Source organism: Brachybacterium endophyticum (assembly GCF_003130585.1).
Lineage (GTDB): Bacteria > Actinomycetota > Actinomycetes > Actinomycetales > Dermabacteraceae > Brachybacterium > Brachybacterium endophyticum.
Genome location: NZ_QFKX01000003.1, coordinates 203,996 through 228,579 on the forward strand (window position 1 = coordinate 203,996; position 24,584 = coordinate 228,579).

Here is a 24,584-nt window from a genome sequence, read left to right on the forward strand (position 1 = left end):
CGGTGCACCGGGCTCGGTGGGGGTGGGGAGTGGATCGACGGTCCCGGGGGACCGGCCCTTTAGCCTAGTCAAGGATCACGTGGGAAACCAGAGGTTTCCACGATGGGATCCCGTCCTCGGATCGTGCGTGTCGCCTTTCGGCTGTGCCGCGCGGGGCGGGATGTCGGCGGCCCCGTCGTCGCGCCCGTGACGGGGCCGGCCGCTCTCAGTCCTGCGTGGGGGCCGAATCCGAGAGCAGCGCCGCTGCCCCGGCACTCGCGCCGGCGACGGCCAGCACGGAGGGCCAGGCACCGATCTTCTTCGCGAGCGGGTGGGAGAGACCGAAGCCGAGCACGTACAGGGCGCTCAGGGCGGCGGTCGTGCCGGGGCCGCGCTTGGCGAGCCAGGTGCGGCCCGCGTAGACGCCGGCCGCCGCGAGGACCACGCCGCCGAGCGGGCGGATCCCGGTCTCGCGGGCGGTGATCCAGCCGCCCAGGAGCCCCGTCGCGACGACGGGAGCGGTGCGGACGGATGCGGCGGGCTTCAGCGTGGTGGAGGTGCTCATGCGGTCGAGCCTATGCCGGTGAGCTGAACGGGTACCGGGGCGGTGCGGCGGGCGCGAGCGTCATCGGCCCAGCCTCCGCAGGCACCGCTCCCGCCCCTCGGCCATCGCGAACCATGCCGACCGGGTGTCGGCGTCGTCGGCGGCGAGAGAGGCGAAGACGTCCCGTGTCAGTTCCGGGTCCGCCTCGCGTGCTCGGCGCAGGATCTCGGCATCGTCCAGGCCGTCCCGCAGGGACTCCCAGCGGATCGAGGAGACCGGCCCGCGACGGCCGGGATAGACGATGTACTCGTCGCCCTGGCCGTAGCGGAACGAGGGGTGCTCCAGGACGTCCTGCGGCCACGAGTTGTACGTCCAGCGCAGGTAGCCGTCGAGGTCGTAGCGGGCCACCCTCCCAGCCCAGCATGCGCGAGGACATCGGCGGGGAGGCGGTCACGGTGTTCGGTCGCACGGGGTCGTAGAACGTGTAGAACAACGTCGGCTCGTGCTGGGCGCGGCGCTCGGCGATGAGGTCTGCCGGCACCTGGTCGAGGAAGCTGTGATTGAAGGAGATGTAGGTCGCGATGTCGGCCTCGGCGAGGCTGTTCGCAGCGAGAGCCGTCTTCTCGTCCCACATCGGCGCGACGTCGTGGACCACGTCGAACACGGCGGTCATGAGGTCGGCGGGGCGCTCGTCGAAGGCGAGGGCGGCACGATCCCACCAGCCGCGTTCCACGAGGTGCGCGTGCAGGTCGTTCAGCAGGGCGCCCCAGGCCTCGCGATAGCGCTCGTCGCCGAGCTCGACCTCCTCGGTGACGGTCTCGCCGGTGCGGGTGTCGGTGAACGTGAGCCGCTGGCCGAGGCGGAACTGGAGGAGGGCGAACAGGTGGATCGGGCCGTCGATCCCTGCCCGGTGGTGCTCCTCGACGCAGCGGTCGAACGCGCCGAAGCCGAAGCTGAACGCCGTCCCGTCCCATGCCCAGTCCACCAGCGACGCGTAGTGCGACGCGGTCTGCGGTCCCACGCTCCCGTCCTCGTTCTCGACGAGCCAGGGGTCGGCGATGATGACGGCATTGACCACGCTCTGCCCGCGGGACGCGAGATCCTCGAGATACGGCCGGCAGGCGCGCCAGTGCTTCTCCGAGAACACGGTCAGTCCCTGCTGGTCCGCGATCGCGTCGGGATGCCACCACAGGTCCAGGGTGAAGGGACGGTCGGCCAGGGTGTCGAGGCGGGCGGAGGGCACCGTGAGCCGCAGCGGGAACGCGGCGATCGTGCGTCGTCCGATGCGCACCGTCAGCGTCGTCTCGTGCAGGCCGGTGCGCACGCCGCTCGGCACCTCGACGGTGCACCAGACGCTGCGGCGCTCATGGCGGGAGATCCTCGCGGGCAGCGGGGTGAGCGGGTCGCCGGTGCGTCCCCCGGTGGGGTGCCCGCCGGGTTCGACCACGTTGATCGTCTCGACGAGGTGTCCGCTCCAGCTGGCGGGACCGTCGGCGTCCACGTCGAGACGTCCGGTCCGGGGAGCGGTCACCACGAGCTGCACGCTGGTGCGCCCGCCGGCGGGGACGGTGAGGGTGAGCGGGGTGCCGTCGGGAAGGGCGCCGGCGGTCGGCTCCTCGCCGTCGATGCGGGCGAACGCCGAGGTCCTCAGGTCTCCGGTGGGCAGCTCGATCGGGGAGCGCGCTCCTGCCGCCGGCCGTGCCGCGAGGTCGAGGGCGATGGTGTCCGACGCCTCGGCCGACGCTGTCGTGCCGCCGCCCGCGCTCGCCGTGACCCTGACGCGGGTGCGTGCGGTGCTCACGTCGTCATCGGTGAGCACCTGGGCGAGCGCCGTCCTCCCGGTGATCGTGCTGCTCTCGCCCGGCTCGAGACGGTCGATGCTCGCGCCCGTCCCGCCGGCGTCGGAGGTCACCCGGACATCGGACAGGGCGACGTTGCCGGTGTTCCGCACCCGCGCCCAGGCGGCGAGGGTGTCCCCCTCGAGACCGGGTGCGTCCTGGTCGGGGTAGCAGGCGTCGAAGCAGCCGACGACCTCGAGAGCCGGGTGATCGGCTGCGCCGCCGGCGCGCGTGACCTTCGCGGTGGCCGCGCGGGCGGCGTGCACGGTCCGGCTGCCGCGGGCGAGGGGAGTGCGCCCGGTGCGAGCGGAGCCCTTCAGCGTGACCGCGCGATTGCCCGCCAGGGTGTCGGGTGTGCTGACCGTCAGCTCGATGATGCGGGAGCGGCCGGGGGCGAGGGTCGGCAGCGTCGTCCGCGCCGCGCGGATGCCGTCCTGACCCTCCAGGGCGAGGTGGCCGTGGGTGAGGTCTGCGATGCCCTGGTTGGTGGCCCGGACCCGCAGCCTCGTGCGGGTGCCGGCGCGCAGGGTGGGCGGTGTCGCCGAGGGGCCCTCGGTCCCGTCGTCCCCCGCCCCGTGTCCGGAGGGGAGCATCTCGAGCAGCAGCGGCGCCGGGGCGAGGGCCGCGACGTCGATGGTGCGGTAGGAGATCGTCGCGTAGGCCTCGCGCTCGTAGAGCAGCCCGAGCCTGCCGTCGCCGAACGGTGTGATGGTCGAGTAGGCGCTCGCGTCGTCGTCCAGGAGGTGCTGGGAGGTCCAGGTCTCGCCGTCGTCGAAGGACAGCGAGAGGCTCAGGCGTCGGCGGATGGACGGGTCGAGGGTCGAGGAGAGCGCGAGCACCTTCGCCTTCGCCGAACCCTGCCGGGCGTCGGGGAAGACGCGCGTGACCTGGCCGTTGTTGGCCGGATCGATCTGCTCGGGCACCTCGCGGGGAGAGGAGTAGGTGAGGCCGCCGTCGGTCGAGATCGCCTGCCAGCGGTGGCCGCCGGCGCGGGAGTTGAGCAGCACGGAGCCGTCCGACCGCTCGCACACCTTGTTCTCGTCGGCCCCCGGCCCGGCCGGCTCCCCGTGCTGCCAGGTCTTGCCGTGGTCGTCCGAGTAGGCGGTGACCGCCCAGTTCTCCCCGTCGATCCGCACCACGTACTGCTGCAGCAGACGGCCCCTGTGCTTTCCGTGGCGCAGCTGCACGCCCTCACCGGAGCACGCGAACATCCCGGCCCACGCCGGGTCCTTGACCTGCTCGGTGATGCGACGGTGGGTCCAGGTCAGTCCGTCGTCGGTGGAGGTCGCGAGCTCGAGCTGGGTGATGCCGGGATCGGTCGGATCGTTGCCGGTCCCCGAGTTCCCGAACCCGGCGCCCTGCGAGGCCGTGGTGAAGACCAGGACGGTGCCGGTCTCGCGGTCGGTGAGGATGCTCGGGTCGCCGGTCGACCAGAGCGGGTCAGCACGCAGCGTGCGGTACGGCCCCCAGCTGCGGCCCTCGTCGTCGCTGCGGCGCACGAACGTGTGGATGCCCTTCGCGGGGAGGTCGTCCATGGAGGTGCGGGCATCGAACACCGCGAGCAGCGCACCGTCGTTCGTGCGGGTGAGCGCGGGGATCCTGAACCGGCCGACGCCCTGCTCGTTCCAGCGGGCGACGTCCGCGAGCGGGCCCAGGGCGCGCCCGTCGGCGGGCTCCGCGTGCGCGTGGTCGGCAGCTGTCGCGCCCAGGCCGAGTGCGGCGCCGGCGGTCACCGTGCCCACCGCCGTGGTGCCCGCGAGGACGCTGCGGCGGCTGGGGGAGAAGGAGGGGCCTGCGCAGGGGCGCGACGACGCCGATGACGAGGACGGCTCGGCAGGGTGGGGAAAGGACGGGAAGGACATCAGTGGTCTCCGTGATCCTGAGGGGTGGGGCCACGGTAGCAAGGGTGACGGAGCGTGAGCGGTTCATTCCTGAACCGTCAGGAATGATCAGGTTGTCCGAAGCGCCTCGGGGCGCGGACGTCAGCCGCCGGTGACCGCGATCCCGTGCGCAGGGACCGTGCGGCCGGAGGGCGTCCCCGTTGCGTCGAGGACGTCGCCTCCCGCTGCGAGGGTGAGGACGGGTTCGGCCTCGTCGCCGGCCAGAGGGAGTTCCTCGTCGCCGATGTTGAGGTGGAGGGCGAGCCGGCCGGATCCGCCGGCGGCGCCCGCCCCCGCAGCCGGCCTCGCGCCGGACCCCGCGCCGGAGTTCTCGCTGAGGAGGATCCGCGCGCTGGTCGCGGTCAGCGACTCCTGATCGACGTGGACGTGACCGGTGGAGAGCCATGGGTGCCGTCGCCGCAGCCCCAGCAGTCGCTGGTGGAGCTCGAACAGCCGCGGGGCGGCCTGCGTGGACAGCAGCGCGAGCGGCGGGGACGTCCCCTCGGGAGAGGCGCCCCGCCAGCGGCCCTCCGGGTCGATGCCCGTGCGCAGGTCCGCCGGGAAGGAGGGGAACAGGGGGCGCACAGCGTCGTCCCCGCCCGGGCGGTCCTCCTTGACGCCGACGGCGCCGAGCTCGTCGCCCGCGTACACGGCAGGGATGCCCGGCAGCAGCGCGAGCAGGGCGGTCGCGGGGACGAGGTCCCGCCCGTCGGCCAGTCGCGAGGCGATCCGGGTGGTGTCGTGGTTGCCGAGGAACGTGAGCGGGAGGAACGGGGTGCCGGGGTGGCCGTCTCCCGCCACCTCCGTCCCGTGGACGAACCCCTCATGTCGCTCCAGGGCGTGGGCGAGCTCGAAGAGGTTCCGGTCGTTCGCCGAGGACCAGATCGCCTTCCACAGCTCGTACTGCGTGACGGCGTCCGCGCCGCTGCCCGCGGCGACGGCGCGGTAGTCGCCGTGGATGACCTCGCCGAGGATCCAGGCATCGGGGTCCTCGAGCCGGACCAGGTCCAGGATCGGCGCCCAGGCCTCGGCGCCCGCGGCGTACATCGCATCCAGCCTCCAGCCGTCGATGCCGCGGTCCAGCCAGAGGGTCATCACCTGCGCGATGCGCTCCTGGACGGCGGGGCGGGAGAGGTCCAGCTCCACGAGGTCCGGGTTGCCCTCGAAGCCGTAGGGGTGCTTCCCGGACCAGCGGATCAGCGCCCCGGCCTCGGAGTCCGGGCCGTCGGCCAGGGCGCGGCGCACGAGGGGGTGCCGTGACGAGACGTGGTTGAACACGCCGTCCAGCACCACGCGGATGCCGCGCTCGTGGCACGCGGCCAGCAGGGCGTCGAAGTCCTCGCGGCTGCCCAGGCGGGGGTCGATGCGCAGGTGGTCGAGGGTGTCGTAGCCGTGGGAGACGGACTCGAAGACCGGGTTCAGGATCAGGACGTTCGCGCCCAGCTCCAGCAGATGATCGAGCCAGCCGACGATCCGGTCGAGACGGTGCACCACGTGGCTCCCCGGCTGATCGCCGTAGGTCTCGGCGAGCAGGTCCTCCCGGTGCAGCGGGGCGCCGCAGAACCCCAGCGGATAGACCTGCCAGCAGATGGCGTCGTGGTGGCGGGTGGACGGACCCTCGGGGGCGGAAGAGGTCTCCATCGTGACATCGTACGGATGCGCGCTGTGACCTGCCTCCCGATCCGGCGGTCCGGGGCGCGGGGCCCGTTCGTGCGGGAGGGGCCGACGTCCGCTCGGGGCGGGGTGCCCGAACCTGCAGTGCACCAGGAGTCTGTGCTCCGCTCTGTCGTACGATCGGCGTGGATGGATCCGACGCCGCACCCGCTCTCCGAGGTCGTTACAGTGCTGACGGATCGACGGCGCGCACCCCTGTCGCGCCCGAGCCGCAGCCGTCCCGGCCCGCCCAGCGGGTGACGGACGCGCGGCACGGACGGACGGGGCCGGCGGCCCCGGGTGACCGGCGCCGCGATGACAGGAGTCCCTGTAGGCGCTCCCGCCTCGTGCCCGGGCGCCGAGATCCTCGAGATTCCGCAGCAGGACGAGGAGCAGATGACAGAGGACGCCGACCGCACCCCCACCGCGCCCGAGCAGGCACCGGCCGCGACGCCTTCCGGCGCGCCCGCAGCCGGACCGGCTCCCGGAGGACCTCACGCAGCGCAGCGCGATGCCGGACCACGCGCGAACCCTCCGGTGCTGATCGGCTCGGCCGCCCTGATCGCCGCGGTCGCCCTCTGGGCCATCCTCGCCCCCACGCAGGCCGGCGTGGTGATCGGGGCGATCGTCACCTGGACCTCCCAGAACCTGGGCTGGTACTACATCGTCACCGCCGGGGTCGTCGTCGCCTTCGTGCTGGTGCTCGCGCTCAGCCGCATGGGCACCATCAAGCTGGGACCGGATCACGCCCGCCCCCAGTTCAACCTCTTCACCTGGACGGCGATGCTGTTCGCCGCCGGCATCGGCATCGACCTGATGTTCTTCTCGGTCTCCGAACCGATCTCGCAGTACTACGAGCCGCCCACGGGCGGCGGCGAGAACATCGAGGCCGCCCGCCAGGCGATCGTGTGGACGCTGTTCCACTACGGGCCCGTCGGCTGGGCGATGTACGCCCTGATGGGCGCCGCCTTCGCCTACTTCGCCTACCGCCGCAACATGCCGCTGAGCATCCGCTCGCTGCTGCACCCTCTGCTGGGGCGCCGGATGGACGGCTGGGCCGGCCACACGGTCGACATCGCCGCGGTGCTGGGCACCGTGTTCGGCATCGCGACGTCGCTGGGCATCGGGGTCGTGCAGCTGAACTACGGCCTCTACGTCATGTTCGGGATCCCCGAGGGCGTCGGCGCGCAGATCGGCCTGATCGTGCTGTCCGTGCTGATGGCGACGATGTCCACGGTCAGCGGCGTCGAGAAGGGCATCCGCCGCCTCTCCGAGCTCAACGTGATCCTCGCGCTCGCCCTGCTCGTCTACATCGCCGTCACCGGGAACACGCGGCGCATCCTCGAGGGCCTGGTGATGAACATCGGGGACTTCCTCTCGCGCTTCCCCGGCATGCTCCTGAACACCTTCGCGTGGGAGCAGCCCGACACGTGGTCGAGCTCCTGGACGCTGTTCTTCTGGGCCTGGTGGATCGCCTGGGCGCCGTTCGTCGGCCTGTTCCTGGCCCGGATCTCCCGCGGTCGCTCGCTGCGCCAGTTCGTCCTGGGCGTGCTGGTGGTGCCGTTCCTGTTCATCGCCCTGTTCATCTCGGTGTTCGGCAACAGCGCCCTCGAGCTCGTGATCGGCGGGGACGACGCCTTCGGGAAGGCCGCCATGGCCACGCCCGAGCGTGCCTTCTACGACCTGCTGGCCCAGTACCCCGGCGCGACCCTGCTGATCGGCCTCGCGACCCTCACCGGTCTGCTGTTCTACGTGACCTCCGCCGACTCCGGCGCGCTGGTGCTCGCGAACTTCACCTCCGTGATCGCCGACCCGAAGGAGGACGGCTCGACCACGCTGCGCGTGTTCTGGTCGGTGCTGACGGGCCTGCTCACCCTCGCGATGCTGCTGGTCGGCGGGATCACCACCCTGCAAGGGGCGACCCTGGTGATCGGGGTGCCCTTCTCCGTGGTGCTCTACCTGGTGATGATCTCCCTGTGGCGGGCACTGCGCAGCGAGGCCCAGCAGGCCGACAGCTTCCGCGCGACCCTGGTGGCCCGCCCCGGCGCTGCCGAGCAGTCCTGGCGCTCCCGTCTGCGCCGGTCGATGTCCTACCCCCAGCGTGGCGCGACCAAGCGCTACCTGGAGCGGACCGTCGCGCCGGCCCTCGAGGCCGTCGCCCACGAGATGCGCGAGGGCGGGGCCGAGGTCGCCGTCGAGCGCCAGGAGCTCGCGGGCCACCCCGTCCCGAGCCTGGTGCTGCGCGTGCTGCTGCCCGGCGTCGACGACTTCAGCTACCAGGTGTACCCGGTCGCGCACCCGATGCCCTCCTTCGCGTTCCGCGTGGCACCGGAGGACGACGACTACTACCGTCTCGAAGTGTTCACCGCGACCGGTTCTCGCGGCTACGACGTGTTCGGCTACTCCTCGGAGCACCTGATCACCGACGTCCTCGATCTCTACGAGTCCCACCTGGAGTACCTGCGGGTCTCCGCCGGCGGCAGCGACGCGGGGACCGCCGCGACGGCGACCACCGACTGGCAGGAGGACTTCCCCGCCCTCGAGCCGGACGACGAGGACCCCGAGCCCGCGCGGTGACCTCCGCGTCCCGCGACAATGAACCCACCGACCAGTCATCACGGGGCGATCGCCCCGCACCGAAGGGAGAGACCATGCCGAGCACCCTGTTCATCGACGGGACCTGGAAGGCCGCCGCCGAGGGCGGCACGCGCGAGATCCGCTGCCCGGCCGACGGCAGCCTCGTCGCCGTGGTCGACGAGGCCACCGAGGTCGACACCCGCGCCGCCATCCAGGCCGCCCGCCGCTCCTTCGACTCCGGCGTGTGGACCTCCGTCCCCGCCCCCGATCGCGGCGCGCTGCTGCTGCGCGCGGCCGAGGCCCTGCGCGAGCGCAAGGAGGAGTTCTCCCGCGCGGAGTCCCTGGACACCGGCAAGCGCCTGGTCGAGTCGCGCCTGGACATGGACGACATCGCCGCCTGCTTCGACTACTTCGGGCGCATCGCCGCCCAGGACGCCGGCCGCGTGGTCGACGCCGGCGACCCGGACGTGGCCAGCCGCATCGAGCACGAGCCCGTGGGCGTGTGCACGCTGATCACGCCCTGGAACTACCCGCTGCTGCAGGCCGCCTGGAAGATCGCTCCCGCTCTCGCCGCCGGCAACTCCTTCGTGCTCAAGCCCGCCGAGCTCACCCCGCACACCGCGATCCTGATGCTGCAGGTCCTCGAGGACCTCGGCCTGCCCGCGGGTGTCGGGAACCTGGTGCTGGGAGCGGGCGCGACCGCGGGCGGACCACTCTCCACCGACCCCGACGTCGACATGGTCTCCTTCACCGGTGGCCTGGTCACCGGGCGCCTGATCGCCGAGAACGCCGCGCGCACCGTGAAGAAGGTGGCCCTCGAGCTGGGCGGGAAGAACCCCAACGTGGTCTTCGCCGACTCCGACTTCGACGCCGCCCTGGACAACGCCATGAACGCGGCCTTCGTCCACTCCGGGCAGGTCTGCTCCGCGGGAGCCCGGCTGATCGTCGAGGAGTCCATCGCCGAGCGCTTCGTGGACGAGCTGGTGCGCCGCGCCGAGCAGATCCGCCTGGGCGGACCCTTCGACGAGGACGCCGAGTCCGGGCCCCTGATCTCGAAGGCCCACCGCGAGAAGGTCGACGCCTACGTCAAGGCCGGTGTCGACGAGGGCGCCCGCGTGCGCACCGGCGGCGAGTTCGCCACCGGCGAGGGCCTGGACGACGGGTTCTACTACCGGCCCACCGTCATCGACCAGGTGCGCCGCGGCATGTCCGTGGTGCGCGACGAGGCCTTCGGGCCCACCGTGACCGTCGAGACGTTCTCGAGCGAGGAGGAGGCGATCGAGATCGCCAACGACACCTTCTACGGGCTCGCCGGGGCCGTGTGGACCCAGGACGCCGGCCGCGCCCAGCGCGTCGCCCGCGCGCTGCGCCACGGCACCATCTGGATCAACGACTTCCACCCCTACCTGCCGCAGGCCGAGTGGGGTGGCTACAAGCAGTCGGGCTCGGGCCGTGAGCTCGGGCCGACGGGCCTGGCGGAGTACCAGGAGGCCAAGCACATCTACCAGAACCTGCGCCCGGCCGTGACCGGCTGGTTCCCCCAGCACTGAGCGCTGCATCCCTGCGGCCGACGGCCCGCAGTCGCCGTCGGCCGCAGGGGAGCGCGCCCGCATCCACGGACAACGAACGAAGGAGAACACGAGACATGCAGACCACGCACACCTTCGACTACGTGGTGGTGGGCGGCGGCTCCGCCGGTGCCGCCGTCGCCGCCCGCCTGAGCGAGGACCCCGAGGTCAGCGTCGGCCTCCTCGAGGCCGGCCCCTCCGACGCCGACCACGACGTCGTGCTGCAGCTGGATCGCTGGATGGAGCTGCTGGAGTCCGGCTTCGACTGGGACTACCCGATCGAGCCGCAGGAGAACGGCAACGACTTCATGCGCCACGCCCGCGCCAAGGTGCTCGGCGGCTGCTCCTCCCACAACTCCTGCATCGCCTTCTGGGCTCCCCGTGAGGACCTCGACGAGTGGGCCGACGTCCACGGGGCCAAGGGCTGGGAGTCCGACCGCACCTACCCGCTGTACACGAAGCTCGAGACCAACGAGGACACCGACGCCCACCACGGGCACGACGGCCCCGTCCACCTCATGAACGTCCCCCCGAAGGATCCCTCGGGCGTGGCGCTGCTGGAGGCCTGCGAGCAGGCGGGGATCCCCCGCGCCCGCTTCAACGCCGGGCAGACGGTCATCAACGGCGCGAGCTTCTTCCAGGTCAACCGCCGCGCCGACGGCACCCGCTCGTCCTCCTCGGTCTCCTACCTCCACCCGATCCTGGAGCGGGAGAACCTCACGATCCTCACCGACTCCTGGGTCCGCGAGCTCGAGTTCGACGAGGACCAGCGCTGCACCGGCGTGCAGATCGTCGACAACGCCTTCGGCCGTCCCTCGCGGATCGCCGCCCGCCGCGAGGTCGTCGTCTCCGCCGGGGCGATCAACACCCCGCAGTTGCTGATGCTCTCGGGCATCGGCCCCCGCGAGCACCTCGAGGAGCACGGCATCGAGGTGCGCGTCGACTCGCCCGGCGTCGGCGCGAACCTGCAGGACCACCCCGAGGGGCTGATCCAGTGGGAGTCGAGGAAGCCGATGGTGCGCGAGTCCACCCAGTGGTGGGAGATCGGCGTGTTCACCCCCACCGAGGAGGGCCTGGACCGGCCCGACCTGATGATGCACTACGGCTCGGTGCCCTTCGACATGCACACCTACCGCGCGGGCTACCCGACGGCGGAGGAGGTCTTCTGCCTCACCCCGAACGTCACCCACGCCCGCTCCCGCGGCACCGTGCGGCTGCGCTCGCGCGACTTCCGGGACAAGCCCAAGGTGGATCCCCGCTACTTCACCGATCCCGAGGGCCACGACATGCGCGTGATGATCGCCGGGATCCGCAAGGCCCGCGAGATCGTCTCCCAGCCCGCGATGAGCGAGTGGGCCGGTCGCGAGCTCTCCCCGGGCATCGAGGCGCAGACCGACGAGGAGCTCGCCGCCTACATCAGCGCCACCCACAACACGGTCTACCACCCGGTGGGCACGTGCCGGATGGGCCCGATCGATGACGCCGGCTCGCCGCTGGACCCGCAGCTGCGGGTCAAGGGCGTCAGCAACCTGCGGGTCGTGGACGCCTCGGCGATGCCCGAGATCGTCACCGTGAACCCCAACATCACCGTGATGATGATGGGCGAGAAGTGCGCGGAGATGATCACCTCCGGCGAGTGAGCCGGGTGAGCCGGATCAGCCGGGTGCGCCGGGGCCCGGCGCCGGCGGTCAGTCCTCGACCTGCCGGCGCTTGGCCTCGGCGGCGACCTCGGCCTGGGCGGCGACCTCGGTGGGGTCGCTGCCGCTCGCGGCCGTGACCACCGCGCCGAGCAGGCCCTCGACCAGCGGCGCCCAGCTCAGGCGGGTGCGTCCGGCGATGTCGGGGTCGAGGAACTCCAGGGCCGTGCGGGCCGAGAGGATCGCGGAGCCCAGGTCCATGAGCACCACGACGCCCTGACCGTCGTCGGCCGCCTCGATCGCGGCGCTGATGGCGGCCGCATCGGTGCCCAGGCCCGGCTCCTCGCTCCCCGGGTCCTGGATGCCGGCGGCGATCTCGATGCGCGGGCCGGAATCGCGCACCATCTGCCGGGCCATCGCGACGCTCGCCTCCGCGAGCGGCCGTGAGTGGGAGACGACGACGATGCCGGTCATGAGGTCGTCCCCTCGCCGTCGGGCGTGACCGCGTCGGTGCGGGCGAGGGTCTCGGCGAGCGCCTGCCACAGCAGGGCGGTCGAGGCGGCGCCCGGGTCGATGTGTCCGGTCGACCGTTCACCGAGGTAGGACGCCCGCCCCTTGGTGGCCTCCATCGGTCCCGTGGCCTCGCGGCCCTCGGTCGCGGCGCGGGCGCCCTCGCGCACGGCCGTGGCCAGGGAGGTACCTGCGCGCTGGAAGGCATCGAGCGCCGGCACCCAGGCGTCCAGCATCGTCTTCTGGCCGATCGCCGCCTTGCCGCGCTCCTCGATGCCGTGGACCCCGGCCTGCAGGGCCGAGAGCAGGCTGTGCACGTCGAGGGGGTCGCTGCCCTGGGCGCTGCTCGCGAAGCGCAGGAAGAAGGTGCCGTAGAGGGGGCCGGAGGCGCCGCCGACGCTCGAGACCAGGGTCATCCCGATCTTCTTCGCGAGCGCGGCGACGTCCTCGAAGGTCCCGTCGTCCAGGACCCCGGCGACGGCGTCGAAGCCGCGCTTCATGTTCGCGCCGTGGTCGGCGTCGCCGATCGCGGCATCGAGCTCGGTCAGCTCGCCGGCGTGCTCGTCGATCAGCTCGGTGCAGCGTCGCAGCCAGGCCGTCAGCTCCGCGACGCCCATACCCTCCTGCGCTCGGGTGGTCTCGCTCATCGTGCCGTGCTCCTTTCCGTGTCTGCGGATCCGGGTGATGCCGTGTCGCCCGCGGGCGGATGCCTGAGTGCCGCGTTCAGATGCCGCGACGCAGGGCCGGGGTCGCGACCGGGGCGTCCCACAGGTGGGTGGTCCGCTCGTCCAGCCGCAGCAGGGTGATCGAGGCGCCGGCCATGTCCAGGCTGGTGATGTAGTTGCCCACCAGGCGGCGGGAGACCTCGACGCCCGCCTCCTCGAGGATCGCGTGGGCGTCGCCGGCCAGGATGTACAGCTCGAGCAGCGGGGTCGCCCCCATGCCGTTGACGAACAGCAGCACCGGGCCCTCGCCGGGCAGCTCCGCGAGGATCGGCTCCAGCATGGTGCGGGCGATCTCGCGGGCGGGGGCGATCTTCTCCCGCCGCCGCCCGGGTTCGCCGTGGATGCCGATGCCGATCTCGATCTCGTCCTCGCCCAGCTCGAAGGAGGGCTTGCCGTTGGCGGGGACCGTCACCGAGGTCAGGGCGACGCCCAGCGAGCGGGAGTGCGACGAGACGTGCTCGGCGATCTCGGTGACCTCGTCGAGCGACATCCCCTGTTCGGCGGCGGCGCCGGCGATCTTCTCGACCAGGACCGTCCCGCCGACGCCGCGGCGCCCGGCGGTGAAGGTCGAGTCCTCGACGGCGACGTCGTCGGCCGTGACGACGGTGCGCACCTCGGTGCCCGACTCGGCGTCGGCGAGCTCGGCGGCCATCTCGAAGTTCATGACGTCGCCGGTGTAGTTCTTGACGATCTGCAGCACGCCGGCGCCGCGGTCCACGGCGGCGATCGCCGCGGTGATCTGGTCGGGCACGGGGGAGGTGAAGACCTCGCCCGCGCAGGCGGCATCGAGCATCCCCTCGCCGACGAAGCCGCCGTGCAGGGGCTCGTGGCCGCTGCCGCCGCCCGAGACGATCGCGACCTTCCCGTCCTCCTTGGGGCGCCCGCGCAGCACCACGCGGTTCTCGAGGTCCACCTGCAGGTCATCGGGATGGGACAGGGCCATGCCGCGCAGGGCGTCGACGACGACGTCGTCCGTGGCGTCGATGAGCTTCTTCATGCCCCGACGCTACCGCGTGCGGTGACCGCCGTCACGGTCCGCACGGGGTCGGTCTCAGATCGTCGTCGTGGCGGCGGCGGTCGCCCCGTCGGCGTCCTCGAGGGAGGCGGCGAGCACGAGCCGACGGCCCGAGGGGGATCCGCCGTCGGCCCCCGATGCCCCGGCGGACTTCTCGAGCGTGACGGAGACCGACGTGGTCGTGCCCGGCTGCACGTCGACGGGGTCGGCGCTGCCGATCACGCTCGTCCCGTCCCAGGCGTACACCCGCAGCGTCCCGCCGCGCCGGGAGCGGATGCGTGCCCGGACGTGCGAGGTCGAGCGGTGCGACTCGCGGATGCGCAGCGCCGACCGTCCGAGCGACGGGCGCCCGCCCAGGCCCACGCCGCTGTCGGCGGACTGGATGATCGACTGCGGGGACTGGACCGAGCGGGCGGCGGTGTTCGGGATGACCGGGTCCTGGGGTGCCTCCTCGCCCTCGCTCGCGCCGGGCAGCTGCAGGATCCCCCAGCGGTAGGGGTCGGCCTGCACGCCGGGGAAGGTCGACCAGCCGATCCGTGACTGGCCGGTGCGGTCCTGGGTGTCGGAGTCGTAGGCGACGACGTCGAAGCCGATGTGCTCGGGGTCGATGCCGTCGGGCAGGGCGGTGAAGGGGATCGTCACCTCGAGGTCGTAGCCGGTGTACGGGTCGCTGACGTGGGAGGCGACCTTCACCCCGGGCGCCGTGGCCTCGAGGGATCCCTGGTGCTGGTCGTGGTCGCGCCCGGCGGCGACGCCCGCCGAGTCCCCGTCGGCATCCAGGGTGTCCGGCAGGATGCCGAGGATGAACGTCGAGGCGGTGGACTCGGAGGTCCCGCGCGGGTCGATCATGATCTCGACGGAGTCGGTGCGGAAGCGCTGCTTGTTGTCGTTCGTCGGCAGCACCGTGCCCTCGGTGTCGTCGACGACGTGCACGAACACGTGCAGCGCCTCGTCGTCGAAGGTGACCCAGGTGGAGCCCGAGGCGTCCTTCCCGCTCACCTCGGCGCCCTCCCACAGGGTGCCGATGTCGATCGGGTCGCCGGGGTACTCGCCGTCTCCGCGCCGGCCGTCGACGTCGCCCCCGTCGGACGGCTTCGCCACCAGGCGCGGCACGAGCACGAGTCCCTGCTGCTGCGTGTGCGTGATGTCGTCACTGGTCGCACTCGCCGTCACGGGGTAGATGCCGCCGTGCGGAGCACGGTTCGCCGTGGGCAGGGAGTCGTCGGTGTTCTCGACGCTCACCTGCACGGTGGTCGTCCTGCCCGCGGGGACCTCGTCGACGTGCACTCTCGACGGGTCGGCGGTGATGCCGTCGGGGAGGGTCAGCTCGACGTCGGCCGAGCGGGCCTGGTCCGAGAGGTTCTCGACCTCGAGGTCCCAGGTGCTGGTGAGCCCGGAGCCGAGAGTGCGCTGCGTCGGGACCAGCGCGTTCAAGCGCTGCATGCCCAGGTCCTCGGTCCAGTCGAGGAACTGGGCGATCTCCGAGCGGGGTGCGAGCCCGGCCCGCACGGGACCCGCCGTGCGCAGGGGGAGCACGTTGTGGCCCTCACCCCTGCGGCAGCGCAGGGCCGCCCGGATCTGCACGGCCTCGCCGGTCGCGGCGTCCTTCGCGGGGGTGACGGTGAGGCGCGCGGTCGCGCTGCGGTGGGCCGCGACAGTGCCCAGCGACGAATCGCCCCGGACGGTCCAGCCCTCGGGCACGTCCACGTCCACCCGCGCACGGGGCAGGGCGGAACGGCCGGCGCGGGCGATGACCTCCACGGTGACGGGGACGCCGGGGACGACGTCGAAGCGTTCGGCGGTGATCTCGAGTCGTGTCCCCTCGGGCAGGCCGCCCCTGTGGGAGGGCAGCGAGGCGCCCCGCAGGGCGGCGTCGTCCCCCCTGGTGGGATCGGCGAGCGGGGCGCGGGAGTCCAGCAGGGTGAACCAGGCGACGGGGATCTTCGCAGGGTCGATGGGGGAGGGGTCGTTCACGGTCCATCCCTGCGTGGCGTAGGCGTGGATGGAGCGGTCGAGCTGGGCACTCCAGCGGGTGCCGTGCTTCTGCGACCACGTGCCGTTCCAGGCGCCGTAGACGACGTCGGAGGCGACGGTCGGCGCGAAGCCCTTGGCCACGGCATCCGGCCCCGTGCCGCCGCTGCCGTCGGACCCCGACCGCAGGACCCTGGCCGGGGTGAAGGGTTTCAGCCCTTCCTCGAAGTGCTCGGGGAAGACGTCCTCGCGTCCTGCCATCAGATAGGCCTCGAGCGCGAAACGTGCCGCCTGCTGGTGGTTGCCGTGATTGCCCTCGACGGCCGAGGGATTCATGGTGACGATGACGTCCGGCCGGGTGGCCCGCACCACCCGGATGATCCGGCCGAGCACGGCCTTCTCGCCCCAGACCTGCTGCGTGAGGGGCGCGGAGAGCGTGTACCAGAAGTCGACGGCGTCGAGGTTGAACACGTGGCGGATCCCGGCGATGCCCACGGCGGTGCGCTCCTCGGCCTCGCGGATCACGCCGAGCTCGGGCCCCTCCTCGAGGCCGACGGCGTTGCCGCCGCCCTCGCCGCGGGTGACCGTGATGACGCCTGCCTCCTGGTCGTGGACCTCGTTCCACTGCCCGAAGGCGGCGAGCGCCCACGCCTCGTCGTCGGGATGCGCGCCGATGTACAGCACGTCGAGGTCGATCGTTCCCGCCGCGGCGGCCTGCTCGGCGGGGGTGAGGGCGCCGCCCGCGAGCGCGCCGGCACCGCCGGCGAGGGTGAGGGCGGCCCCGCCGCGCAGCACCGCGCGCCGGGACGGTGCCGGGGCGGGATCGTCGGTGCGGTGTGCGCTCCCGGGTGCCGGGGGTGGAGCGGTGCGGTCGGCGGCGTGGGGTGCGGGGCGGGGGATCGGGATCATCGTTCCTCCTCGAACTGATCCTCTGGACGGGGCTGATCGAGCGGATGGCCGGGTGCTCAGTGCTCCCCGGCGTCCGAGCGCAGGGCGAAGGTGCCCTGGGCGCGGCGCTTGCCCTGGACGGCGCGGTCGGGCAGCACCTCCTCGAGGAAGCGGTAGCCGTCGCGGGTGTGCTTGGCGCGCAGGTCGCCGGCGTCGGACGCGCCGGTGAGCGCGCCCCACCAGTCGCTGATGTCGCCCCAGCCGGGGGCGGCGAGGGAGCCGCCGAACTGCTGGACGGCCAGCGCCGAGCACAGGGAGGCGAACTTCAGGCGCTCCTCGAGCGGCCGCCCGGCGAGGGTGCCCAGCACGATCGCCGCCGCGAACACGTCGCCGGCGCCGGTCGTGTCCAGCGCCGTCACGGGCACGGCCGGGCAGTACTCCTCCTCGCCGGTCGAGGAGTCGATCGCGTAGGCGCCCTCCGCGCCGTCGGTGACGATCGCGAGCGGCACCCTCTCGGCCAGGTCCCGCACGGCGGCCCCCGGGGTGTCGGTGCGGGTGTAGGCCATGGCCTCGACGGCGTTGGGGGTGAAGGCGTGGCAGTGGGTGAGCGGGGCGAGGTCCGCGGGGTCCCAGCGGCCGCTCGCGTCGAAGCCGATGTCGGCGAAGATCAGCGTGCCTTCGGCGGCGAGGCGCGACCACCAGGCCGTCTCCCCGGCGAGGTCGACCACCGCGGCGCGGGCGGCGGGAGCGCGGTCGATGAGCGTGGAGAGCGGCTCGGGCAGCTGGTGGCCGTGGGTGACCATCGCACGATCCTGCTGGGTGGCGACCGAGACGGTCAGCGGCGAGTGGAACTGGGGGAACCGGCGGGAGGCGTTCAGGTCGATGCCCTCGTCCTCGCTGAGGGTCTCCCACATCCAGTCGGCGTAGGCGTCGTCCCCGAAGCCGGCGACGAGCCCGGTGCGCAGGCCCAGCCGCGCGGTCGCCGTGGCGAGGTTGGCGATGCCGCCCGGGCACGAGCCCAGTCCCTCGGACCAGAGCTCCTCGCCCGGGGCGGGCATGCGGTCCAGCCCGGTGAAGACGATGTCGAAGAAGACGGTGCCCGAGAGCAGCACGTCCAGCGGCGGGTCGCCGGGTGTGCGCTGGGAGGCCAGCGGGTCCCAGGGGGCGGCGGGCGTGGTCTCGTCCATCTCTCTCACTCCTTGGAGGCTCCGTCGATCATGCCGCGGATGAAGTGGCGCTGGAGCACCAGGAACAGGATCACCATCGGTGCGGCCACGATGATCGCCCCCGCGGCGAGCAGGGCGTTGTCGGCCGTGTACTGGCCCTGGAAGTTCGCCAGTCCCAGCGGCGCCGTACGATGACGGCCCGACGGCGTCATCACCAGGGCGATCAGGAACTCGTTCCAGGTCCACAGTCCCACGAGCACCACCAGGGTCACGATCGCGGGCCGCGAGGCCGGCACCAGGATCCGCGTCAGGGTGCGCAGGGGGCTGGCCCCGTCCAGGGCCGCCGCCTCGACGAGGCTGGTGGGCATCGCCCGGAACTGCGCGCGCATCCAGAACGTGCCGAAGGCGATCGACTGCGCGATCTGCGGCAGCGCGATCGCGGCGTAGGTGTCGGTCATCCCCACCGTGCGCAGGTCGTAGAACAGGGGGATCACGATGGCCTCGGCCGGGATCATCAGGCCCAGCAGGAACAGGGGGAACAGCACCCGGTCACCGGGGAAGCGCATGGTGCCGAAGGCGTAGCCGGTCCCCAGGGACAGGGCCACCGAGACCACCACGACGATCACGGCGACCACGAGAGAGTTCGCCAGGGAGGCACCGAAGCCGCCGATCCGCCAGGCGTCCAGCAGATTCTCCGGGTGGATGCCGCCGCTCGCCCCGATCCGGGCCGAGAAGGCGTCGCGCAGGATGGTGAGCACCGGGAACAGGGCGAACAGGGCGAACAGCACCAGCACGACGTAGTTCATCGTGCGCTCGGCGGCGGAGATCCTCATCGTCGGCCTCCTGCGGCACGCTCCGGTCGCTCGTCGATCCGGGTGACCAGCAGGTTGATCGCGAACACGAGGATCGTCAGCACGATCGCGACGGAGCTGGCCGAGCCCACGTCCTTGAGCTCGAAGGCCCGCCGGTAGACCTCGTAGCTGGGCACGGTGGTGGCATCGCCCGGCCCGCCCGAGGTGGTCATGTACACCAGGTCGAAGGTCTTCAGGGCCGCGATGATCGTCAGCACCAGGGCGGAGACGATCTCCCCGCGCACCGAGGGCAGGGTGATCGCGAAGAACTCGCGCACCGGCCCGGCGCCGTCGAGCCGGGCGGCTTCGTAGAGGTCCTCGGGGATGCGGCTCATGCCCGCGAGGAGGAGCAGCATCACCAGGCCCATCTCGAGCCAGGTGCCGATCAGCCCCACCGCGGGCAGCGCCGCGCCGGGGTCGCCGAGCCAGCCGCGGGCCAGGAAGTCCAGGCCCACGGCTCGCAGCACGGTGTTCAGGGGGCCGTCCGGCGCGTAGATGTGCTTCCAGGCGACGGCGACGACGACCAGCGCCACCACCTGCGGCAGGAAGATCACGGTGCGGAAGAAGCCCAGTCCGCGCACCTGGGCGCGGCGCAGCACCGCGGCCAGGACCAGCCCGATCGCGAGCGGCAGCAGGGCGTAGAAGACGATCAGCACCAGGGCGTTGCCGATCGCCGCCAGGAACCCGCCGTCCCGCAGCAGGTCCGCGTAGTTGCCGAGGCCCACGAAGGTCGAGGCGCCGATCCCGGACCAGTCGTACAGGGAGAACTGCGCCGAGCGCACCAGCGGGTAGAGCGCGAACGCGCCGTAGACGAGGAAGCCCGGCAGCAGGAACAGGTACGGGGTGATCCGCCGGCGCACCACCGACGACGGGGCTCCGGCGCGGCGGCGTCGGGGCGCGGCCGACGTCCGGGTGCTCACGAGGCGCCCGTGAAGTCCGCGTAGTCCTTCTGCAGCGCCGCCGCGGCGTCCTTCGGCGCGGACTGCCCGCCGATCAGCTCCTGCAGGGTCGCGCCCGCGGTGTCGGAGAAGGTGGGCGTCGCGTAGTCGAGGTAGGGCAGCAGCACGCCCTTCGTGGAGACCTGGTCGAAGGCCTCGAAGATCTCCTTGTTCACGCCCGAGGCGGGAGCGAGATCGGCGGTGTCCAGCACCGGCATCCCGCCGTTCTTCGCGATCAGCTCCATCGCGTCCTTGCTGGTGATGAAGTCGATGTAGGCCGCGGCCGCGACCTGGTTCTTCGCCTTCGCAGGGATCGCGAAGGGCAGACCGGTGCCGCCGGTGGTCGCGACCTTCCCGCCCACCCCGGCGGGCGGTGCCATGAAGTGCAGGTCATCGCCCATCGCCTTCTCCATGTCGGTGCCCAGCCACGAGCCGCCGATCAGCAGCACGCCCTTGCCCTTGGTGAAGTCCGCCCAGGCGGTGTCGTAGTCCAGACCGTTCGGCGAGTCGCCCAGGTACTTCTTCTCCGCCCAGTCGGCGAGCTCGGTGAGGGCGTCCACGTTCTGCGTGTCGCCCCAGTCGCCGCCGGCGTTGCCCATGGCCAGGGCCGTGATCTTCTCGGGGTCGGTGTACGCGGCCTGCAGCGGCCCGAACACGTGCAGGGCCGGCCACTTGTCGAGGTTGCCGAGCATGATCGGCAGCTCGTCGCCCTTCTTCGCGGTCTCGAGCAGTGTGCGCACCTCGTCCCAGGAGGTCGGCGGCTCCACGCCGATGCTCTTCAGCTTCTTGGCGCTGTAGTAGATCCCGCAGACCTCGCCGGTCTGCGGGACGCCCCACAGCGAGCCCTCCCCGAAGGTCTTCGCGTCCTTGGAGTAGCGCGCCTTGGACAGCACGGAGTCGGAGAAGCGCTTCGTCCAGCCGTAGGCGTCGGCGTAGCCGGAGAGGTCCAGCAGCTGCCCCGCCTTGACGAACTCGCCCATGTCGGCGCGGGCGTTGTTGACCTGCAGCACGTCGGGCACGTCCCCGCCGGAGAGCGTGAGCGCCGTCTGCTTCTGGAGGTCGTCGAAGGACTGCTTGACGCGCTTGATCGTGACGTTCGAGTACTTCTTCTCGAAGGCCGTGATCAGGGCCTTGATGGCCTCGTCCTGCGAGCCGCGGACCTCCTGGTCCCACACGTTCAGGGTGACGTCGCCGAGCGCGGCGACGTCGGTGTCGACGGCATCGGCCGACGGGCCCGTCGGCGAGTCGGAGCTGCCGCTGCCGGGGGCGCAGGCGGAGAGGGCGGCCAGGCCGCTGACGGCGGCGGCGGAGGCGAGGAACTGGCGACGGTGCATGAGGTCCTCCAGGTGGGCGGGGCCTCAGACTGCCACAGTGTGCGCGATTGTGGGAGAAGTTGAGCGCGCGTGTTCGGCACTGCGTGAAGATGAGCGGCGATGCTAGGTTTGCCGCATGCTGACCGATGACCGTCGCCGGGGGATCGTCGCCGCCGTGCGTCGGCGCGGATCGGTACCGGTCGCGGAGCTCGCGGGGTCCTTCGCCGCCTCCGAGGCGACGATCCGGCGGGATCTGGAGCATCTCGCGTCCGGCGGTCTCGTGCGACGTGTGCGCGGTGGCGCCTGCGACCCGCGCGGCGACGCGCGACCCGAGCCCGATCCCAGAGGGTTCGCGCAGGTCGCCCGCGACGCGGCAGGGCCCAAGCGGGAGGTCGCACGCCTGGCCGCAGGTCTCGTCGAGGAGGGTGACGTGATCGCCCTGGACATCGGCACCACGGTCGCCGCCATGTGCCCGTTCCTGCAGGAGAAGTCGATCACCGTGGTCACGGCATCGATCGCCGTCGTGAATGCTCTCGCGGGCGCCAGGGACATCGAACTGGTGGTGCTCGGAGGGATCCTCCGCCCCACTTATGGCAGCCTCGTCGGCTCGATCACCGAGAGCGCGCTGCGGCAGGTCCGCGTGGATCGTGCCTTCCTGGGCACCTCGGGGATCCGGGCCGACGGCACCGTTCTGGACACCACCCCCAGTGAGGTGCCGATCAAGCGCGGCCTGCTCGACATCGCCATCTCCTCGTGCCTTCTCGCCGACAGCGGGAAGCTGCCGGGGACCGGCTACCTCGAGGTCGCGCCGCTGGACCGCTTCGACGTCCTGGCGACGGACCGGCCACCCTCGGCCGACGCCCTCACCCCGGATCCCGACTCCGACCTGGAGGTCCTCACCCCATGAAGCTCACCATCCTGGGCGGGGGCGGCTTCCGCGTCCCGCTCGTCTACGAGGCCGCCGCGACGGGCGCCACCGGGCTGCGGATCGACGAGATCGCCCTGCAGGATCTCGATCCCGCTCGCCTGCGCGCCATCGAACGGGTGATCACCGAGCTCGGCGAGGAGCTGCGGGATCAGGGACGTGCCGTCGGCCCGCTGCCGCGGCTGGTGGCGACCACCGATCTGCGCGATGCCGTCACCGGCGCCGACTTCGTGTTCAGTGCGGTGCGCGTGGGCGGCGCCGAGGGGCGCACCGTCGACGAGCGGGTGGCGCTCGACCTCGGTCTGCTGGGCCAGGAGACCGTGGGCGCCGGCGGTCTCGCCTACGCCCTGCGCACCCTCCCCGTGGCTCTCGAGATCGCCCGCACGATCGCCGAGGTCGCCCCGCAGGCCTGGACCATCACCTTCACCAACCCCGCCGGGATCGTCACCGAGGCCATGCGCGGCGTGCTCGGGGATCGCGTGGTGGGCATCTGCGACACCCCGATCGGCCTGGTGCGCCGGGTCGGCCGCCTGATCGGCGAGGACATCGACGCCCCCTCCGCGCTGGATCGCATCGACATCGACTACGTGGGCCTGAACCATTTGGGCTGGCTGCGTGGACTGTCGGTCGACGGGCGCGACCGGCTGCCGGGGATCCTGGCCGACGACGCCTCCCTCGAAGAGATCGAGGAGGCACGGCTGATCGGCTTCGACTGGGTGCGCACGATGGGTGCTCTGCCCAACGAGTACCTCTACTACTACCTGTTCACCGAGCGCGCCCGCGAGCGGATCCTGTCGGCGGGTGCCACCCGCGGGGAGTTCCTGGTCCAGCAGCAGGGACGCTTCTACCGCGAGGTGGCCGGGACCGGGGATGCCGGGGGCGCGGTCACCGGGACCGAGGTCGCCGGGACCGAGCGCACCGAAGCCGGGGCGGGCGGCGACGACAGCCCCCTCGCGGCCTGGCGCGCGACGCTGCACGAACGCGAGGCCACCTACATGGCCGAGTCCCGCGAGGCCGACGAGGAGCGGCGCGAGGCGGACGTCGCCGGCGGCGGCTACCAGGAGGTCGCCCTGCGCCTGATGACCGCGATCGCGACCGGGCGGACCGAGCGCATGATCCTGGACGTCGGCAACGCACCCGCGGGGACCGCCGCGAGTGCGGATCCCTCCACCCGGATCGTCCCGCAGCTCCCCGCCGACCTCGTCCTCGAGGTGCCCTGCCTCGTCGACGGCGAGGGCGTGCACCCACAGGCCGTCGGCCCCGTGCCGCTGGACCAGCTCGGGCTGATGGCCCAGCAGCGCGGCGCCGAGCGCTGCATCCTCGAGGCCGCGACCAGCACGGATCCGGCCCGTGCTCGCGCCGCCGCCTGGGAGGGGTTCGCGACCCATCCCCTGGTGCGTTCGGTGGAGCTCGGCGCTCATCTCGTCGACGCCTACGCCGCACGCCAGCGCTCGATCGGCGAACTGCTGGGGGAGTGACGGCGTCGGTGGGCGAGGACCCGGCGACGTCCCGTTCTCGCCTTCTCGCCCCTGGTGACGCGTTCGGACGTAGATTCGACGCAGCGTGGTGCGCGCCGGGCGCATGACTCGGTCCGGGCACCCACACACGACCCGACATCGCCAGGAGGCCTCATGATCCGCATGCGCACCGACTTCTTCGCCGAGTCGCTCGGCATGGGCACCTCGATGGTGGTGCTGATGCCGGAGCCGACCTCCGGGATCGGCATGAGCGGGGACGCGAACGGCCGCGACGGCGCCGACCCCGACGCGGGAGCGCCGGGTCGGGCGACAGCCCCGGCGGCGGGACCGCCCGGCGGCGCAACGGGTCAGCCCGAGGTGCCCGTGCTGTACCTCCTGCACGGACTGAGCGACGACTGCACCATCTGGGAGCGCCGCACCTCGATCGAGCGCTATGCCAGCGAGCGCGGGATCGCCGTCGTGATGCCCGAGGTGCGCCGATCCTTCTACACCGACGAAGCCGTCGGCGAGAAGTACTGGACCTTCGTCTCCGAGGAGCTCCCCGCCCTGGTCGCGCGCACCTTCCGGATCTCGAGAGCGCGCGAGGACAGCTTCGTCGCGGGCTTGTCGATGGGTGGCTTCGGCGCCCTCAAGCTGGCCCTGAACCACCCGGGCCGTTTCGCGGCCGCCGCGAGCCTCTCGGGAGTGACGGATCCCGGCGCCATCGACCTCTCCGGTCACGAGGGCCACCTCGCGCGGCGCATCTGGGACGGACGGTCCATCGAGGGGACCCCCGACGACCTGATGGGGCTGCTGCGCAGCGCCGACCCCGACGCCCTGCCACAGCTGTTCCTGGACTGCGGCACCGAGGACCGACTGGTCACCCAGAACCAGGCGTTCATCGAGCTCGCCGAGGAGCGCAGCATCGACCTCACTTCCCGTCTGCGCACGGGCGAGCACGAGTGGGGGTTCTGGGATCAGGGCATCCAGGACGTCCTGGACTGGTTGCCGATCCGCGAGCGCTGAGGCGGGCGCCGAGACGAGCACTGGGGATGAGTGCGCGGCGGTTGCCGGACGCCGCGTGGGCGCCTGCGGCCTTACCAGGGCGCCAGGGCCGCGTCGGGACTAATAGCGCATCATCTGCGAGAT

Annotated in this window: 17 protein-coding genes; 6 read left to right on the plus strand and 11 right to left on the minus strand. The window is 72.2% G+C overall.

Annotated features, from left to right (window positions below):
• Positions 1 to 205: 205 nt before the first annotated feature.
• The 3 genes from DEO23_RS09815 to DEO23_RS09825 all read right to left on the minus strand — a co-directional run bounded on the left by DEO23_RS09815 (position 206) and on the right by DEO23_RS09825 (position 5,882).
• Positions 206 to 544 carry a hypothetical protein gene (locus DEO23_RS09815; protein WP_109275844.1) on the minus strand — a complete coding sequence of 113 codons (339 nt, stop codon included), beginning with the start codon at positions 542 to 544 and terminating at the stop codon, positions 206 to 208.
• A gap of 10 nt (positions 545 to 554) precedes the next feature.
• Positions 555 to 4,223 carry a sialidase family protein gene (locus DEO23_RS09820; RefSeq protein ID WP_109275845.1) on the minus strand — a complete coding sequence of 1,223 codons (3,669 nt, stop codon included), beginning with the start codon at positions 4,221 to 4,223 and terminating at the stop codon, positions 555 to 557.
• A 120-nt stretch (positions 4,224 to 4,343) separates the two neighbouring features.
• Positions 4,344 to 5,882 (minus strand): alpha-amylase family glycosyl hydrolase, encoded by a 1,539-nt coding sequence (locus tag DEO23_RS09825; protein WP_109275846.1) that lies wholly within the window; start codon positions 5,880 to 5,882, stop codon positions 4,344 to 4,346.
• Between the two features lie 408 nt (positions 5,883 to 6,290).
• On the opposite strand from DEO23_RS09825, the gene betT reads away from it, so the two are divergent.
• The 3 genes from betT to DEO23_RS09840 all read left to right on the plus strand — a co-directional run bounded on the left by betT (position 6,291) and on the right by DEO23_RS09840 (position 11,679).
• A complete protein-coding gene (gene betT / locus DEO23_RS09830) occupies positions 6,291 to 8,471 on the plus strand; it encodes a choline BCCT transporter BetT (RefSeq protein ID WP_109275847.1) in 2,181 nt (726 codons plus the stop codon).
• A 74-nt stretch (positions 8,472 to 8,545) separates the two neighbouring features.
• Positions 8,546 to 10,021, plus strand: a complete 1,476-nt coding sequence (locus tag DEO23_RS09835; protein ID WP_109275848.1) for an aldehyde dehydrogenase family protein — start codon at positions 8,546 to 8,548, stop codon at positions 10,019 to 10,021.
• A gap of 95 nt (positions 10,022 to 10,116) precedes the next feature.
• A complete protein-coding gene (locus DEO23_RS09840) occupies positions 10,117 to 11,679 on the plus strand; it encodes a GMC family oxidoreductase (RefSeq protein ID WP_109275849.1) in 1,563 nt (520 codons plus the stop codon).
• A gap of 48 nt (positions 11,680 to 11,727) precedes the next feature.
• Here the strand turns inward: DEO23_RS09840 and dhaM are convergent, their stop codons facing one another.
• The 8 genes from dhaM to DEO23_RS09880 all read right to left on the minus strand — a co-directional run bounded on the left by dhaM (position 11,728) and on the right by DEO23_RS09880 (position 21,074).
• Complete coding sequence (gene dhaM / locus DEO23_RS09845; RefSeq protein WP_109275850.1) at positions 11,728 to 12,150, minus strand: dihydroxyacetone kinase phosphoryl donor subunit DhaM; 423 nt, start codon at positions 12,148 to 12,150, stop codon at positions 11,728 to 11,730.
• A complete protein-coding gene (dhaL, locus tag DEO23_RS09850) occupies positions 12,147 to 12,833 on the minus strand; it encodes a dihydroxyacetone kinase subunit DhaL (protein ID WP_240613333.1) in 687 nt (228 codons plus the stop codon). Before dhaL ends, dhaM begins: the two co-directional genes overlap by 4 nt.
• A gap of 76 nt (positions 12,834 to 12,909) precedes the next feature.
• Positions 12,910 to 13,908 carry a dihydroxyacetone kinase subunit DhaK gene (dhaK, locus tag DEO23_RS09855; RefSeq protein ID WP_109275851.1) on the minus strand — a complete coding sequence of 333 codons (999 nt, stop codon included), beginning with the start codon at positions 13,906 to 13,908 and terminating at the stop codon, positions 12,910 to 12,912.
• Between the two features lie 54 nt (positions 13,909 to 13,962).
• Positions 13,963 to 16,806, minus strand: a complete 2,844-nt coding sequence (locus DEO23_RS09860) for a sugar-binding protein (protein WP_109275852.1) — start codon at positions 16,804 to 16,806, stop codon at positions 13,963 to 13,965.
• A gap of 56 nt (positions 16,807 to 16,862) precedes the next feature.
• Positions 16,863 to 17,972 (minus strand): carbohydrate kinase family protein, encoded by a 1,110-nt coding sequence (locus tag DEO23_RS09865; protein ID WP_109275853.1) that lies wholly within the window; start codon positions 17,970 to 17,972, stop codon positions 16,863 to 16,865.
• Between the two features lie 5 nt (positions 17,973 to 17,977).
• On the minus strand, positions 17,978 to 18,784 hold the full coding sequence (locus tag DEO23_RS09870) for a carbohydrate ABC transporter permease (RefSeq protein WP_109275854.1): 807 nt from the start codon (positions 18,782 to 18,784) through the stop codon (positions 17,978 to 17,980).
• Positions 18,781 to 19,722 carry a carbohydrate ABC transporter permease gene (locus tag DEO23_RS09875; RefSeq protein WP_109275855.1) on the minus strand — a complete coding sequence of 314 codons (942 nt, stop codon included), beginning with the start codon at positions 19,720 to 19,722 and terminating at the stop codon, positions 18,781 to 18,783. The genes DEO23_RS09870 and DEO23_RS09875 overlap by 4 nt, the downstream gene beginning before the upstream one ends.
• Positions 19,719 to 21,074: a sugar ABC transporter substrate-binding protein gene (locus tag DEO23_RS09880; RefSeq protein ID WP_109275856.1), complete on the minus strand. Its 1,356-nt coding sequence runs from the start codon at positions 21,072 to 21,074 to the stop codon at positions 19,719 to 19,721. The genes DEO23_RS09875 and DEO23_RS09880 overlap by 4 nt, the downstream gene beginning before the upstream one ends.
• Before the next feature lie 115 nt (positions 21,075 to 21,189).
• Between DEO23_RS09880 and DEO23_RS09885 the strand changes: the two genes are divergently transcribed.
• The 3 genes from DEO23_RS09885 (at position 21,190) to DEO23_RS09895 (ending at position 24,461) form a co-directional block, all read left to right on the plus strand.
• On the plus strand, positions 21,190 to 21,960 hold the full coding sequence (locus tag DEO23_RS09885) for a DeoR/GlpR family DNA-binding transcription regulator (protein WP_109275857.1): 771 nt from the start codon (positions 21,190 to 21,192) through the stop codon (positions 21,958 to 21,960).
• Positions 21,957 to 23,456 carry a family 4 glycosyl hydrolase gene (locus tag DEO23_RS09890; protein ID WP_109275858.1) on the plus strand — a complete coding sequence of 500 codons (1,500 nt, stop codon included), beginning with the start codon at positions 21,957 to 21,959 and terminating at the stop codon, positions 23,454 to 23,456. The genes DEO23_RS09885 and DEO23_RS09890 overlap by 4 nt, the downstream gene beginning before the upstream one ends.
• Before the next feature lie 153 nt (positions 23,457 to 23,609).
• Complete coding sequence (locus DEO23_RS09895; protein WP_109275859.1) at positions 23,610 to 24,461, plus strand: alpha/beta hydrolase; 852 nt, start codon at positions 23,610 to 23,612, stop codon at positions 24,459 to 24,461.
• The last annotated feature ends 123 nt before the right edge of the window (positions 24,462 to 24,584 follow it).